Raw genomic sequence first — 13,929 nt, 5'->3', positions numbered from 1 at the left:
CATATCACTGTGTCAGATTCAGATAGAGTTTAGGAAGCTGCAATGGCAACTGTGCCGGGTCGCGGATGACCACGAAGTTGCTGCTGCCGAATACATAGGGCAGGTATTCGCTGGCCTCGTCATCGATGGTGACACAAAACGGTGTTAAACCGGCTTTTTGGGCTTCCAGTACAGCCATGCGGGTGTCTTCCACGCCATATCGACCCTCGTAGATGTCCAAGTCATTCGGTTTGCCATCAGTTAGCAATAGAAGAATTTTCTGATGTTCATGGCGGGTTTCCAGCAGTTTGGTTGCCTGACGAATGGCAGCACCCATTCGGGTATAGAAGCCCGGTTCCAGCGCCTGTATTCGGCCCCGAATGGTACTGGTGTAGGGTTCATCGAAGCTTTTCAGGTGGTGAAATCGAACGTGGTCTCGGCGCCGTGATGAAAATGCGAACAGGGCAAAGGGATCACGACTGGCCTGCAGTGCTTCACTGAGCAGTTGTAGGCCGTCACGGGCAACGTCGATAACGCGCTGATGGTTGTTAATGTAGGTTTCGGTTGATAGTGATATATCCGCCAGTACCAGACAGGCAAGGTCACGCTGGCTTTGTTGGCAGCGGCGGAACAGCTTCTGATCGATAATGCCCTGGCCGCGACGGTGTTGCACTTCCCGCTCGAGGCAAGCGTCAAGATCCAGTTCATCGCCGTCCAGTTGCCGTTTTTGCCATTGCTTGAGGGGCTTCAGTGCGCTGAACTGGCGCTGTAGGCGCTTTGCAGGTCGGCGCAAAGCTTCGGGAAGTTCCGCAGGTACGGCTTCCTTGGCTAGTAGGGGTTGGAGGCAACAGAAGGCTTCACGATAACTTTGGCTACGCCAATCCCACTCCGGTAGGTGAATGCCAGGGCCAAGGTGTAAATCGTCATGTTCTTCTGAGGGTAAGTCCAGATCAAACTTGATCGCCGATGACGCTTCTTTACGGTCGTTGGATACGGAAATCATGTCCATATCATTGGCAACGGCTTCGGCATCCTCTTCGTCGGTATCGTCGCCCGCCCGGTCAACCGGAATAAACTCAGTCCAAGAGAACAAGCTTTCCAGCCGGAAAATCATCAGACCCTGGTCGCGGTCAAAAGCTTCTACCCGCTCTGCCTGCTTGCGCTTGTTCTTTTTGGTAAGGCCGCCCGGGCTTGATTGGGTGTCTTCATCGCCGGTTACCTGTCCGCTGGCTTTCCCTTGCTCCAGAGCCGGGTACAGCCACAGGATAACGGGCCATGGGTCTGTGTCGGCAGATGGCAGGGCAGGAACGCTGCCGGGATGAATCAGAGCTTGGCAGATGGCCTGTTCGCGGACCGCCTCCGGGTCGGTCAGGCTGTCAGGGTCAGGGCGCCAGTACAGAACATGCTTGACCAGACGCTGATATACATTCTCCAGCCCTGGCCAGCGTGAGAGAACATCCTGTACCAGAGTCTGGTTCCCGGTAAACCAATCACTGTCTACCGGCGCCGGGGTGGCCGCAAGTGCAGCCAGCCAGATGTATAGATCACGGTTCAACTGCTTCGATGGGAAACGGGCAACTTTTTCAGGCAGGCGGAGGTTTTGGTCGTCCCGCCATGCCAGTTCAAATTTACGGTGTGTTCCTGCAAGCTTGTGCAAAAATTTACGGCGCAGGCGAAAGTGCCGGGGCTCTGCGGTCACCAAACTTAACGCAGGGTCGCCTCCAAAGGCGCGGAAAACAATGCCCAAACTGCGGGCTTCGTCTTTCAAGTAAACGGCGTGCTCGGGGAATTCGCCCAGAGCCTGGCGAGTGATGTACTCATGCCATTTGTAGCCGACCCATTCTTCCATTTCGAGTTCCTTTTAGGCCCGCGAGTTGACAGGCTTGCTGTCATGCTGGGGACCGGTGGTTAATTGGCGAACAGGAATCAGAATTGTTTGCCGGCTGGGTTCGCCTGGCTGCCATTGCAGCAGGCTGCCTTCCGGGTTGTTTTTTTGCACCTCGCGGCAAGCGCTCACGCATTGCAGGCATTGCGTGCAGGAGAATTTTGCGCGCTTGTGGCTGCGGGTGGGCAGCCGCATGGGGCAAGCTTCGTCGCAGGCCTTGGTACAGTCGCGACAGGCCGCAGCGCGTGTGGTGTCAAATGTTACCAACTGACCGCGGCCGTGGGTCATCCAAGCAATGCTCTGCACCACACCAAAGGCGCAACCGTATTTGCAAAAGAGATGGCGCGCAAACAGAAAATCCAGTGTGAACACCAAGGTTGCTATCACCAGAAAAATTGCTGGGTAGAAGCTTAGGTTGCCAGTGATCAAGTCTGTATAGAGTGGAATGGGTGGCAGCAGGTAAGAAAGCATTGCCAAAGCCCAAGAGAAGCCAATCAGGCTACACACCAGCGTTAGGCCAGCCCAATGTATAACTTTGCCACGACGGCCTTTTTTTAGGGCTTCCCAGAGTGTCGGGCGGCCGGTAATGCGTGTCATCAAGTCGTTGATGGTTTCCACAACTGAAAAATGCGGGCACAGCCAACCGCAGTAAATGCGGCCCCATTTCCAGGCAACCCAAAGCACAAGGGGAACCAGTACAAGAATGGGAAGGATGAACCACAGCAGAACCTGACTGGCGACGTCCGCAGGGGAACTTTGCACCACCCAGTCAAGATTCAGATTAAACGAAAGCGGAAAGCCGAACAGCACAAATCGGGCTTCTGTTAAATCATAACGAAAAATGTTTAGAACCGGTGCTAGCAGGAACAACCCAAAAAACGCAGCGCGAGTAATCAGGCGCTTGTTCTGTAGTGTGTCTTTGGGGTTTGCTTGCTGCACGGTCACAGTTTAGTTCCAGAGTAGACAGGGCCGGAAACAAGCTCCGGCCCTGAGGGTTAGAAGGACGCTGATTTACGCGTCCTGAACAGCAGCGCCTCGAGCTTCCTCGTCAAAAGATGCTTGTCCCTTGATAAAGAAACTGCCGAAGTACACTACAAGTCCGGCCATAAAGAAGCAGCCAGCAATCATACGTGCCCAGTAGAACAACGCGATGTTATCTTGGGTTGCCATGAACGATAGTGCTTCACCGCTGTCCGGAATACGCTGCAGCCAGATTTGCAGGATGCCTGCGCCGGTCAGGAACAGCGTGATGAACACCATGGAGATGGTCATCAGCCAGAAGCCCCACATTTCCACAACCTGAGCAGTATTGCTGTTGCCGTATGGCCTGCCGCGCATGATAGGCACAGCGTAGGAAATGATGGTAAGCACAATCATCACATAGGCGCCGTAGAAGGCCATATGGCCGTGGGCCGCTGTGAGCTGAGTGCCGTGGGTGTAATAGTTGATCGGTGCCAGTGTGTGCAGAAAGCCCCACACGCCTGCGCCGAGGAACGCCATTACCGCAGTACCCATGGCCCAGAGAATGGCAGCTTTATTTGGGTGATTACGCTTGCGCCGGTTAATCATGGTGAAGGCAAACAGCACCATCATGAAGAACGGCAACGGTTCCAGAGCGGAGAACACGGAGCCCAGCCACAACCAGTACTCAGGTGGCCCAATCCAGAAGAAGTGGTGACCTGTGCCGATGATGCCGGTAATCAGCGCCATGGCAATGATCACGTACAGCCACTTCTCGATAACTTCCCGGTCCACCCCGGTAAGTTTGATCAGTACATAGGCCAGAATGGCGGCCATGATCAATTCCCACACACCTTCAACCCATAGGTGCACCACAAACCACCAGAAGTACTTGTCTGTGGTGAGGTTGCTCGGGTTGTAGAAGGAGAACAGCCAGAGCACCGCCAAGCCGATTAGGCCGGTGATCAGCACAATGTTGACGACGGTTTTGCGGCCCTTGAGAGCAGTCATCATGATGTTGAACAGGAAGCCAACCACCACTAAGGCTATGCCTATTTTGGTAATCGTGGGCTGCTCAAGAAACTCTCGGCCCATGGTGGGCAAGAGTTTGTTCATGGTGACATCCGCCAAAGTGGCGTAATCCACAAACAAATAGCCAAGAATGGTTAGTGTGCCAGCAACGGCAAAAACCCAGAACAGAATCCAGGCAAGCAGCGGGCTGTATAGCTCGGTTTGTGCTTCTTCAGGTACCAGATAGTAGGTTGCGCCCATAAAGCCGAACAGCAGCCATACAATCAGAAGGTTGGTGTGAACCATCCGCGCAACGTTGAAGGGTATTTCCGGGAATAGAAAATCACCCACTACATACTGCATACCCAGCACGAGGCCGAATACGATTTGGCCAGCGAAGAGCACCAAGGCAAAGATGAAGTAGGGCATGGCGACCCGTTGAGACTCGTATTTCATGTTTTCTCCCTTAGCCTTCGATATTGGGTGGCCAGCCGTTATCGTCGATCTTGGATGTCCACTCAAGGAACGAGGACAGATCGTCGATTTCCTGGTCGGTCAGGTTGAATTGCGGCATTTGCCGGCGCCCGGGCACGTTGGTGGGCATGGCATTCATCCAGGCGTTCATGTACGCCTTGAATACTTCGCTGTCAGCCCCGCCACGGCGGTCGAATACGTTGGCAAGTTCTGGTGCAAAGTATGCACCTTCACCCATTAAGGAGTGGCAGCCAACGCAGTTGTTGTTTTCCCAGACGTGTTTGCCTCGGACTACCTCCTCGGTAAGTTGGTCTCTGTTATCTCTTTCGGGCATAGCCCGCGATTGAGTATCAAAAGTCAGGACCAGAAACAGCAGGATGAAGAATGTACTCCCTCCCAAATATATGTTTCTGGCCATGCTTTTGGTAAAGCGTTCGGCCATTGGTCTCTCTCCTTGGTCGTTGTGAAATACCTGACTGCCCTACTAGGATATAAAGATGTATTCGCAATGCTGTTGACGATTATCAAGCATAGTTGAAGATCTCACTATTGCGCCGGGGAGTTACCTCTGCAGGGGTAGGTGGTAGACTTTGCAGCCTTTTCTATGAACCCGAATGCCTGGAGTAATAATGGCTGCAGCCTTGGCGTTGTTTATCAAGCTGATCCCGCTTTATGTCACGGTAGCGCTGGGCTGGGTGGCTGGTCGCTATCTGGAGGCCAGTGGTAAGCACATTGCAGGCATCATGCTCTACATCGTTACACCTTCAGTGGTGTTCTCCGGTGTTATGGCCGCGCCACTGTCGCCAGAGGTCATCTTCCTTCCATTTTTAGTGTTTGGATTTGCCACATTGCTTGCGATTGCCCATCTCAAACTGGCACGGCGGGTGTTAACCGATGGCAGTGCCAGCATGATTCCCCTGTGTGTGGGGTCGGGGAATACGGGTTATTTCGGTGTGCCGGTCGCTCTATTGTTGTTCGGGGAAGCGGGGCTGGCGATTTATATCGTGTGTATGTTGGGTGTCACCCTCTACGAAAGTTCGGTGGGTTACTACCTTGCAGCGCGAGGGCGACATGACCTGAAAGACTCGCTTTTGCGCGTTGCAAAACTGCCCTCTGTATACGCCTTTCTGGCGGCCGTAACGTTCAATCTTTCAGGTATCGGTATTCCTGAGGTGTTTGTGCCGCTGTTTGATAACCTGCGCGGCGCCTACAGCATTTTGGGCATGATGATCATAGGTATGAGCATCAGCAGTTTTCGGGGTTTGGCGGGCAATATGCGGTTTACCGCCTTGGCATTTTTCGGCAAGTTTGTGGCTTGGCCCCTGTTGGCAACGGCATTCTGGTGGCTGGATTCTCAGGTGTTGGGCGTTTATGAGCCAGCCGTACACAAGGCCATATTCCTGATCTCTATTACCCCAATAGCCGCCAATACCGTGGTTATCGCAACCTTGCTGGATACGTCTCCGCGGCAGACGGCCGGTACCGTGATGTTATCGACACTGTTTGCGCTGGTGTTTATCCCGGTAATGATTTCGCTGGCGTTTTAGCGCGTTCGTTGGCCTGCGCGATATCCGTTCGAGCGTGACGCACTATACTGACGCCTGCGGTTATTGCCAGAGTACCCATAATGGCCGCGACTACAAGATCCGGCCAAGCGCTTGCGGTACCAAACACACCTAACGCAGCGGCCATAACCGCCAGATTGCTGATAGCGTCATTGCGGCTGCACAGCCACACCGAGCGCATATCCGAATCTCCGTCTCGATACCGGAAAAGGATAAGAGCCACGCATACGTTGGCAACCAACGCCAGCAGGCCTATGGTTCCCATGGTTAAGGGTTCTGGGGTTGTGCCTTGCTGCATTACCCAGAGCGCACGTACCCACACAATCATGCCAAAAATTGTCATGGTAATGCCTTTGACCAAAGCTGCGCGGCCGCGCCAAAGCATGCCCATAGAGAGAACCGAAAGCGACAGAATGTAGTTGGCACTGTCACCAAAGAAGTCGATCGCATCTGCCATTAAAGAAACGGAGCCAGACTGTAAGCTGGCAACGCCTTCCACGAAAAACATAGCCAGATTCACCCACAGAGCAATCCAGAGTGCGCGACGAAAGCCCGGAGCAGGGGATTGGGGTTCTGGGCCAGAGCAACTGCATGCCATACACACCTCCTTAATAGTTAAGCGTGTAGTAAAAGCCCTGTAGTTGCTACAGGGTCAACCCTTACTTCCGTGTTTTATGCTGTTTTAGTGTTTGCCCGGCCCGTGGGTTCCCGGCACGTGGTTTTCGTGATCATCCCGATGGTCGCTGTGTTCCGGGTGCGGAACGCGTAGCTCGGAGCTAAGCCCTCCTAAAATACCGCAGTCTTGAACTCTGCCCGCATCTGAGCAGGCTTTTTGCAGTTGTTGCAGCGTTTTTTCGAGGTTTAATAGCTCCTTTAAGCGGTTCCGGACATGGTTCAGGTGGTTGTCGAGAAGGGTATCCACTTGATGACAGTCTGCTTCTGGGTTTTCGGAAAGCCGAATGAGCTCGCGTATCTCGTCCTGAGCCATATCAAGGTTTCGGCAACGTTTGATGAACAAAAGGCGCTCCAGATGGGCGTTACGGTAGGCGCGGTAGCCGCTGGCGTCACGATCTGGCTTTGGTAGCAAGCCGATCTTTTCGTAGTAGCGGATGGTTTCCACGGCCACGGACGAATGCTTCGAGATTTCACCGATTTTCATTGTATCTGCGCATCCTGTTTATTATTGATCTGGCCGGTGTCGCGGTTGAGTTGTATTGGTTATGGTAGGGGATAACCCTATCAGTTGTGAACTTTCACAGGGAGGCTTACCTTGCTGGAGCGCCTGCAACGCTTGCTTGGACTGCAGACAATACCGGGAGTGTTTTTTACATCCGCAGGGGTGGCAGCGCTGTTTGTCGCGCTTGCCATACCTTTTGATCAGGCTGTTGCGACTATCTTCGGAGTGCTCACCGGCTGGGTTGCGCAAAATCTTGGCTGGTTTTACATCCTCTCCGTTACCTCGTTATTGCTGTTTCTATTAGGGCTGGCTCTTAGCCGCTATGGCAGCATCCGCTTGGGGGCGGATGATTCTCGGCCGGACTATTCCAATCTCACCTGGTTCACCATGCTGTTTGCGGCGGGTATTGGTACTATTTTGATGTTCTGGGGCGTCGCCGAGCCGGTTTCCCATTTTGCCAAACCACCGTTTGAGGGCGTTATTGCCGGTAGCGAGCGCGCAGCCAGCGATGCCATGACCGTCGCCCTATATCACTTTGGCCTACACACTTGGACCATATTCGCCATGCCCGGCTTGGCGATTGCGTACTTCGCCTACCGGCACAACCTGCCCATGCGCATCAGCAGTTTGTTTTATCCGTTGCTTGGTGATCGCATATACGGGCCATTAGGCTGGACGGTGGATGTCATTGCGGTGTTAGGAACCTTGTTTGGCGTGGCGACCTCTTTGGGGTTGGGCACCTTGCAGTTGAACAGTGGCCTCACTTATCTGTTTGGAATCCCTTCTACGGGATGGGTTCAAGTGCTGCTGATAACGGTGATTACCAGTATTGCAGCCACCTCGGTGGCGCTGGGGTTGGACAAAGGCGTGCGCCGTTTATCTCAAATCAACATTGTGTTGGCGCTGCTACTTATCCTGTTTGTGCTGGTGGTAGGGCCTACGGTGTTCATAGCTGAGGGAATGGTTCAGAGTATTGGTGACTATTTCGACGCTTTGCCCTGGCTGGCGTTCTGGACTCAAACCTATGCTGAATCGGGCTGGCAGCGGCAGTGGACTTTGTTCTATTGGGCCTGGACGATTACCTGGGCGCCTTATGTGGGTATTTTTATAGCTCGAATCTCTAGGGGGCGCACTATTCGTGAGTTTGTTGCTGGCGTGTTGTTTGCGCCAACGGTGTTCACTCTGGTGTGGTTTGGCGTGTTTGGGCTCTCTGCCATTAATGTTGAAATGAATGGGCAGATGGCCTTGTATGAACAAGTTCAGCAGGACCCTTCGGTGGCTATCTTCGCCTTTCTCGAAGCCTTCCCGCTGGCGGAAATCGCATCGTTATTGAGCATTATCATCATCGTTATCTTCTTCACAACCTCATCGGACTCTGCGTCTCTGGTGATTGATATGCTCACGCGCCGAGAGGATCAGTCATCGTTGGTGCGCCAACGAATTTTTTGGGCAGCCGCTCAGGGAATAATTGCCGCAACCCTGCTGCTGGCTGGCGGGTTAGATGCATTGCAGAACGTAATCACCTCTCTGGGGTTGCCGTTCTGTGTGCTGCTCGTTTTTATGGCGGTGTCGCTGTTCCGGGCTTTGAAGGCCGACCATCGAGGGTATTCCGTGAGCGAACTTGTGCAGGGACGTGTTTTCCCGGAAGTGGAAGGCGCTACTGTGCGGAAAGAGGAGGGTCAGAATGTACCGTAAAATACTGTTAGCCATAGATTACGAAGATGATGGTGAGGGCAAAAGGGCGCTGGAAGAAGGCGTTAGGTTGATGGGCGAGGACAGCGAGCTGCATCTGGCCACTGTATTCAATCCGGTTGGGGCTGGTTTCTTTCCCCACGTAACTACAGACGCCCCGGAAGACCGCGAAAATGAAGTGAGGGAAAGCCTCAGCCTGTTGGCCCGCAAGTACCTACCCATGAAGCACAGTGCTAGCCTACACGTAGTGGCAGGCACACCGGGTGAAAAGCTGTTGGCATTGGCCGCAAATATTGAGGCAGACTTGCTTGTGCTGGTATCAAAGGGCGCCAGTAGCCGCTGGCCAATGCGCCGGGCTACGGTTGAGTATGTGGCAGTTAACGCCTGTTGCGCAGTGCTTATCTTGCCTTCCTTGGTCAAAGCGCCGGAAGAACCTGAAGGCGAGACTTAGACTGCCCTTGCGTGTTCCCACTGACTAGTCACACTTCGTACTAGTCGTCAAAAAGTGATAACTGGTTTTCATTCGGTGCATTTTTGCCTATACCGGAACCCGGTCGGCGCTGAACCGGGCCTTTGCGGCTGCCATGCTTGTCTAGAACCCGGCTGGTTTCCGCCCGGCTTACGTGGGATTTTCGGAAGTCACCCACAGCCTTTCGTGCCAATCTGGCGGCCTGCTCATGGTCGCAAACCGGCGTTATATAAGTGCTCCCGCCAAATCGGTCCTGCTGGGTCTGAGTCATTAGCCAGGGTGTGTGAACCCATTCTGCGGGGAGGCCCGCCAGTTCCGGAATCCAGTGGCGGATAAACTCGCCTTCGGGATCCAGCTTGCGGCTCTGGAGTTCCGGGTTGTAAATCCGTAAGGCGTTTATGCCGGTGAGTCCAGACTGCATCTGAACTTGAGGGTAATGAATGCCCGGCTCAAAATCGGTAAACAGCCTCGCAAGATGCAGAGCCGGATCGCGCCAGTGCAGCCATAGCTGATAGCTGGCAACCGCCATGAGCATGGCGCGCATACGAAAGTTGATCCAGCCAGTGTGGTGCAAGGCGCGCATGCTCGCGTCCACCAAGGGCCAGCCGGTCTGGCCTTCCTGCCAGCGTTGCAATCTTTCGGTGTTGTTGGGGCCAGATTTCAGCCCTTCCATTTCCCGGTGCATGGCTCGGAACTCCAGTTCCGGCTCGTCCTCGAGTTTCTGGATAAAATGACAATGCCAGTGCAGGCGAGAGCGGAAGCTGGTCAGGCTTTTCTGTTTTCGGGGCAGGCTACTGCCGTGCTGTCCTGCGGCCTTCGCCTGATGATAGATTTCTCGCAAGCTCAGGGTGCCGTAAGCAATGTGGGGGCTCAGCCGGGAGCAGCCTCTGGGAGCTGTATTCGGGCTTGAGATATTGTATTGGTAACCAATGCATCGCCGCTCCAGAAACGACGCTAGAAGTTTTTCACCCCGTTGGCTGCCACCAGCTTGTCGGTCCGGGCAGGGCCGGTTGTCTCTGAAGCTTGCAACACCATAATTTGCCTGCGCAGGTTGATAGTCTGAAAAACCCTCTGGAGGGGACACAAACTCCGGAGCTGGTAGCGGACCCGTTTTGATAATCTGATTCCAGGCGTGGTCCCAGAGGTCCCGGTCTTTCAATCGCCTGACAACACCAAACTGCTGCCATTCACAGAATTCAATATCGTGTTTTTGGCACCAATCGATCGTGGTCAAATCCCGCTTGTATGTCCACTCACCACCCGTTTCCTCATGGCATACGACCCGCTTCACTCCAAAGCGCCTGCTCAGGACTGATAGAGCATCGGTAACCTTGCCGTGCCAGATTAGTAGGCGGCTGCCCCGTTTTGATAGCTCACGGCCAAGCTCTGCCAGCGATTCTTCTATGAACAACCACTGTCGCTCCGATGTATCGGGCAGTTGCCAGTATTCGGGCTCTATAACGTACAGGGGAATGATGGGCTCACCCAGCGCCACTGCATGGTGTAGCGGGCCGTGATCTCGAACCCGAAGATCGCGCTTGAACCAAACCAAAGTGCTCAACGTGCAACACTCCGTTGGCGCCGACAACGCTCGCTGCAGTAGCGAACACTGTCCCAGTCTTTTGCCCATTTTTTACGCCAAAGGAAAGGGCGCTGGCAAATGGGGCAGGTTTTCTCTGGTAGGTACGGTTTTTTGTGCATTGGTCCAAGATGGTTTTAACTGATGGATAACATTTGCCTATACGCCCCTGAAACGCCAAAGGATTGTTTATGGATTGCTTGAGTGAGTCTCTGGCTACGCCGTCTGTGATGATATTCGACTGGCATGGAACCTTGGTGGATACCCACGACGCCATGTTCAGCGCCATGGAAGACATGCTGCCGCAACTGGAAGAGTTGGGATTGGTCGACCAACTGCTTCCGGAAGAAGAATGCCGCACGGAAGACGATGCGAGGCTGGTTCGCTACATCCGTATTTTCCGGCGTTTGCACCCGCGCATTCTGGCGGAGCGGAGGGTATCAAGAACCGACATATTCAATGCGATATTTGGTGATAATACCGCGGCTAAGTTGACAGCCCATGAGGCTTACAACCAAGCGTATCGCCGATATTTCGGGCAGGTGCGACCGTTTCAGCCCGGCGCTTATGAGTATTTGTCAGCGTTAAAAGCCATGGGCATTCGTTTGGCTGTGGCCACTAATAGAAATCGGGAGTTTTTCGATACGGAATTGGAAACCGTCGATGAGGGGCGTTGGCAACATTTGTTCGAGGCAACTGTGTGCGCTGATGATGTGACGGAATACAAGCCGGACCCGCAGGTAATCCACCGGGTTCTGGACGAGTTCAGCCTCTCGGCCGACGCAAGGGCTTGGTACATCGGCGATAGCTATATCGATATGATGACCGCCAACCGTGCGGGGGTGTCTGGTGTTTTCTATAACGCTGCCCAATGGGAAGCCGATCGGATACGCAGTTGGTTTACCCGTCGGGACGAACCAATGGCCGTGGTGGATAGCTTTGAAGAGTTGATGGATTTACTTGCGCTGATAGAACGCGCAGATCCCAAGAACTTCCTCAACTCTCCGGCAGATGTTCGCCCTACTGCTTTTCCTCCGCCCGCTCGCCCGGAACCTCGCATAGAGCCGGATTGGCACCCGGCCGTAGTAAAGCTGATTCGGCCCGAGGTCATATTGTTTGATTGGCACGCAACGCTTGTGGATACGCTAGATGCCATGTATCACGCAGTGGATGACATGTTCCCGGATTTTCATAAGCTCGGGTTAATGCAGCGGATGGTCGCACCAGAAGACAGCAAAACGCCGGAAGACGCAAAACTGGTGGCCTATGTTCGTGAGTTTGCCAAGCTTCATCCGAAGGTAAAGGCCGATCGAAAAATCTCACGTACGGATATCTTTGAAGTGCTTTTCGGCGATGATCAAGACGCAAAACAAATAGCCCACAAAGCATTCAACCATCATTACCGAAATCACTACGGCACGGTAAAAGCCTTTGAGGCCAAGGTTCGTGCTGTGCTGGAAGGGCTGCGGCGCCTGAATATTCAGGTGGGTGTCATCACTAACCGTGATCGTGAGTTTTTCGAGCACGAACTGGCTGCTGTTGAAGATACCGGTTGGGTGGAGCTTTTTGATGTAGATGTTTGTGGTGATGACACGCCATTGCGCAAACCGCACCCAGATCAACTCTTGCTAGCAGTGCAGAAACTCGACTATCCGCCCGATCCCAGTGTTTGGTATGTGGGTGACAGCACCACCGATGTGATTGCAGCTAAACGTGCGGGCATGACCTCTGTTTTCTTCAACGGCGCCCAGTGGGATTTACCTTGGCTAAACCAAATCTTTCCCGGCACGCACAAGCACCCGGATAAACCCGATGTGGTGGTCAATGATTTTTCCGAATTTTGGGCGCTGGTGCTGGCGTGCGAAATCGGGCCGCCTTAAATGCCCATAGCTTCTTCAATATCAAGACCCAATACGATGACCCCGTTAGGCGTTTTGCTATCGCCAGAATAGAGGGGGGCACTAACAGAAATCTGGAATCGGGCTGTAGATTGATCGTATCGAATAGGAGAGACAAAGAGAAAATTTAGATCTCGCGGCTCGGTCGTTAATTCGCTGCCAGTGACCTCCAGAAACTTAGATTCGTCACCTTGCCAATAATCAGAAGTGAGCTGGCTCATTGCAGCAATGGTGCCCATGCTGTTGACTAGCATCACCTCTGTAATCAGGCCTTGATAAGATCGTTGCCAGTTTTCGAGTGTTTGCGAAGCGGGTAGGTTCTGAATATGCGATGCCAGAGGCAGTTGGGCCTTTGGGGCCAACGCTTGCCATTTGCTATCGATTGACAGCACTTCCGCTAGAGTGCTGGATTGCGGGCCCGCTTTTAGAGCTTGCTGTAGGTTTAGTAGCCCACGCAGTTCAGCTAGCAGTCGCCTTGTTAACACCTCAATATGCGTTAACTCTCGCTCGGACAGCTGCAGGTTTTTCCCCATGCAGGTTGGAAGTGCCTCATTGAACGCGGATAGAAAGTTCGGGTAGGTCACCTGAAATACGTCACCAAGGTACAGGTGCAATGGCGCATAGCGAAGAAAATGGGAGTGTAGGTTGTCTATGGCGGGTGTTCCGGAGTCGGTGTTCAGGTCCTGCATTAACCGCTCATCCATGAGTGCCGCGTTGATTCTTCCTCGTTCGAGTAGTGCTAGCAACTGCTTGGGTGAGGTGACGCTCACATAAACGTTGTAACCGTTTGCTTTCAGCCAGGCTTCTTCGTTACTACCATCAACAACACCTATCCGGTCTTTGCGAGGTTTGGGTGAGGCATCCAAAGTGAAGAAGTACCACTTCTCCAGCGCAACTGGGTAGCTTCGGCTGGCCATGGCCTCCAGCTCTGCCGATGGGTCTGCTGCAAAATAGCCGTCTGCCATACTCCGTTTCAGTGAATAGATGGCGCGCTTTTGGGGCACCATCGTTATATTTGTGGTCCAGCCTGCGGCTTTTGCAGCGCAGGTTACAGTGTGTACAGTCTCTCCACGTATGCCCGTGCTCCCGTTGCCAGCCACGGTAGCTATCTGATAGGGCGGCGCCTCAAACGTAACAAGGTTCAGCGAGGGCTGCTTTGCTAAGCAAACCTGAAACGCAAGCAATGCGAAGGCACCGATTGCTAGTGACCTGTATCCCATAATGACTGAACATTCCATTT

Annotated in this window: 13 protein-coding genes; 4 read left to right on the top strand and 9 right to left on the bottom strand. The window is 53.5% G+C overall.

Going from position 1 to position 13,929, the window contains the following annotated elements:
* Positions 1–4: 4 nt before the first annotated feature.
* The 4 genes from MWU62_RS04335 to MWU62_RS04320 all read right to left on the bottom strand — a co-directional run bounded on the left by MWU62_RS04335 (position 5) and on the right by MWU62_RS04320 (position 4,751).
* Positions 5–1,828 (bottom strand): VWA domain-containing protein, encoded by a 1,824-nt coding sequence (locus MWU62_RS04335; protein ID WP_247113696.1) that lies wholly within the window; start codon positions 1,826–1,828, stop codon positions 5–7.
* A 12-nt stretch (positions 1,829–1,840) separates the two neighbouring features.
* Positions 1,841–2,809, bottom strand: coding sequence for a 4Fe-4S binding protein (locus tag MWU62_RS04330; RefSeq protein WP_247113695.1), 969 nt, complete (start codon positions 2,807–2,809; stop codon positions 1,841–1,843).
* Between the two features lie 66 nt (positions 2,810–2,875).
* Positions 2,876–4,291 (bottom strand): cbb3-type cytochrome c oxidase subunit I, encoded by a 1,416-nt coding sequence (locus tag MWU62_RS04325; protein WP_247113694.1) that lies wholly within the window; start codon positions 4,289–4,291, stop codon positions 2,876–2,878.
* 10 nt (positions 4,292–4,301) lie between these two features.
* Positions 4,302–4,751, bottom strand: coding sequence for a cytochrome c (locus tag MWU62_RS04320; RefSeq protein WP_247113693.1), 450 nt, complete (start codon positions 4,749–4,751; stop codon positions 4,302–4,304).
* 187 nt (positions 4,752–4,938) lie between these two features.
* On the opposite strand from MWU62_RS04320, the gene MWU62_RS04315 reads away from it, so the two are divergent.
* Complete coding sequence (locus MWU62_RS04315) at positions 4,939–5,856, top strand: AEC family transporter (protein ID WP_247113692.1); 918 nt, start codon at positions 4,939–4,941, stop codon at positions 5,854–5,856.
* On the opposite strand, the gene MWU62_RS04310 is transcribed toward MWU62_RS04315, so the two are convergent.
* Both MWU62_RS04310 and cadR read right to left on the bottom strand, forming a co-directional pair.
* Positions 5,825–6,472: a cation transporter gene (locus MWU62_RS04310; protein ID WP_247113691.1), complete on the bottom strand. Its 648-nt coding sequence runs from the start codon at positions 6,470–6,472 to the stop codon at positions 5,825–5,827. The two genes, MWU62_RS04315 and MWU62_RS04310, sit on opposite strands and share 32 nt — an antisense overlap.
* 84 nt (positions 6,473–6,556) lie before the next feature.
* Entirely contained in the window at positions 6,557–7,033 is a 477-nt protein-coding gene (gene cadR / locus MWU62_RS04305; protein ID WP_247113690.1) for a Cd(II)/Pb(II)-responsive transcriptional regulator, read from the bottom strand.
* A 111-nt stretch (positions 7,034–7,144) separates the two neighbouring features.
* On the opposite strand from cadR, the gene MWU62_RS04300 reads away from it, so the two are divergent.
* Positions 7,145–8,746 (top strand): BCCT family transporter, encoded by a 1,602-nt coding sequence (locus MWU62_RS04300; protein WP_247113689.1) that lies wholly within the window; start codon positions 7,145–7,147, stop codon positions 8,744–8,746.
* Positions 8,736–9,194, top strand: coding sequence for a universal stress protein (locus MWU62_RS04295; RefSeq protein ID WP_247113688.1), 459 nt, complete (start codon positions 8,736–8,738; stop codon positions 9,192–9,194). Before MWU62_RS04300 ends, MWU62_RS04295 begins: the two co-directional genes overlap by 11 nt.
* A 40-nt stretch (positions 9,195–9,234) precedes the next feature.
* On the opposite strand, the gene MWU62_RS04290 is transcribed toward MWU62_RS04295, so the two are convergent.
* Positions 9,235–10,773, bottom strand: coding sequence for an FAD-binding domain-containing protein (locus tag MWU62_RS04290; RefSeq protein WP_247113687.1), 1,539 nt, complete (start codon positions 10,771–10,773; stop codon positions 9,235–9,237).
* The gene (locus MWU62_RS04285) at positions 10,770–10,913 is read right to left on the bottom strand and encodes a DUF2256 domain-containing protein (RefSeq protein ID WP_247113686.1); all 144 of its coding nucleotides are present in this window, start codon (positions 10,911–10,913) and stop codon (positions 10,770–10,772) included. Before MWU62_RS04285 ends, MWU62_RS04290 begins: the two co-directional genes overlap by 4 nt.
* Before the next feature lie 69 nt (positions 10,914–10,982).
* On the opposite strand from MWU62_RS04285, the gene MWU62_RS04280 reads away from it, so the two are divergent.
* Complete coding sequence (locus tag MWU62_RS04280) at positions 10,983–12,671, top strand: HAD-IA family hydrolase (protein WP_247113685.1); 1,689 nt, start codon at positions 10,983–10,985, stop codon at positions 12,669–12,671.
* On the opposite strand, the gene MWU62_RS04275 is transcribed toward MWU62_RS04280, so the two are convergent.
* Positions 12,668–13,909, bottom strand: coding sequence for a transporter substrate-binding domain-containing protein (locus MWU62_RS04275; RefSeq protein ID WP_247113684.1), 1,242 nt, complete (start codon positions 13,907–13,909; stop codon positions 12,668–12,670). The genes MWU62_RS04280 and MWU62_RS04275 overlap by 4 nt on opposite strands.
* Positions 13,910–13,929 lie beyond the last annotated feature (20 nt).

Origin of the sequence: Marinobacter sp. S6332 (genome assembly GCF_023016045.1) — a bacterium.
Classification (GTDB): domain Bacteria; phylum Pseudomonadota; class Gammaproteobacteria; order Pseudomonadales; family Oleiphilaceae; genus Marinobacter.
The sequence above is the reverse complement of the archived record's forward strand: the minus strand, read 5'-3'. Positions and strand labels throughout refer to the sequence as shown.

What these genes read in the sequence shown, in the direction of transcription:
- MWU62_RS04315 (WP_247113692.1), top strand. Translation starts at nt 4,939, where the DNA reads ATGGCTGCAGCCTTGGCGTTGTTTATCAAGCTGATCCCGCTTTATGTC.
- MWU62_RS04280 (WP_247113685.1), top strand. Translation starts at nt 10,983, where the DNA reads ATGGATTGCTTGAGTGAGTCTCTGGCTACGCCGTCTGTGATGATATTC.
- cadR (WP_247113690.1), bottom strand. Translation starts at nt 7,033, where the DNA reads ATGAAAATCGGTGAAATCTCGAAGCATTCGTCCGTGGCCGTGGAAACC.
- MWU62_RS04285 (WP_247113686.1), bottom strand. Translation starts at nt 10,913, where the DNA reads ATGCACAAAAAACCGTACCTACCAGAGAAAACCTGCCCCATTTGCCAG.
- MWU62_RS04320 (WP_247113693.1), bottom strand. Translation starts at nt 4,751, where the DNA reads ATGGCCGAACGCTTTACCAAAAGCATGGCCAGAAACATATATTTGGGA.
- MWU62_RS04335 (WP_247113696.1), bottom strand. Translation starts at nt 1,828, where the DNA reads ATGGAAGAATGGGTCGGCTACAAATGGCATGAGTACATCACTCGCCAG.
- MWU62_RS04295 (WP_247113688.1), top strand. Translation starts at nt 8,736, where the DNA reads ATGTACCGTAAAATACTGTTAGCCATAGATTACGAAGATGATGGTGAG.
- MWU62_RS04325 (WP_247113694.1), bottom strand. Translation starts at nt 4,291, where the DNA reads ATGAAATACGAGTCTCAACGGGTCGCCATGCCCTACTTCATCTTTGCC.
- MWU62_RS04310 (WP_247113691.1), bottom strand. Translation starts at nt 6,472, where the DNA reads ATGGCATGCAGTTGCTCTGGCCCAGAACCCCAATCCCCTGCTCCGGGC.
- MWU62_RS04275 (WP_247113684.1), bottom strand. Translation starts at nt 13,909, where the DNA reads ATGGGATACAGGTCACTAGCAATCGGTGCCTTCGCATTGCTTGCGTTT.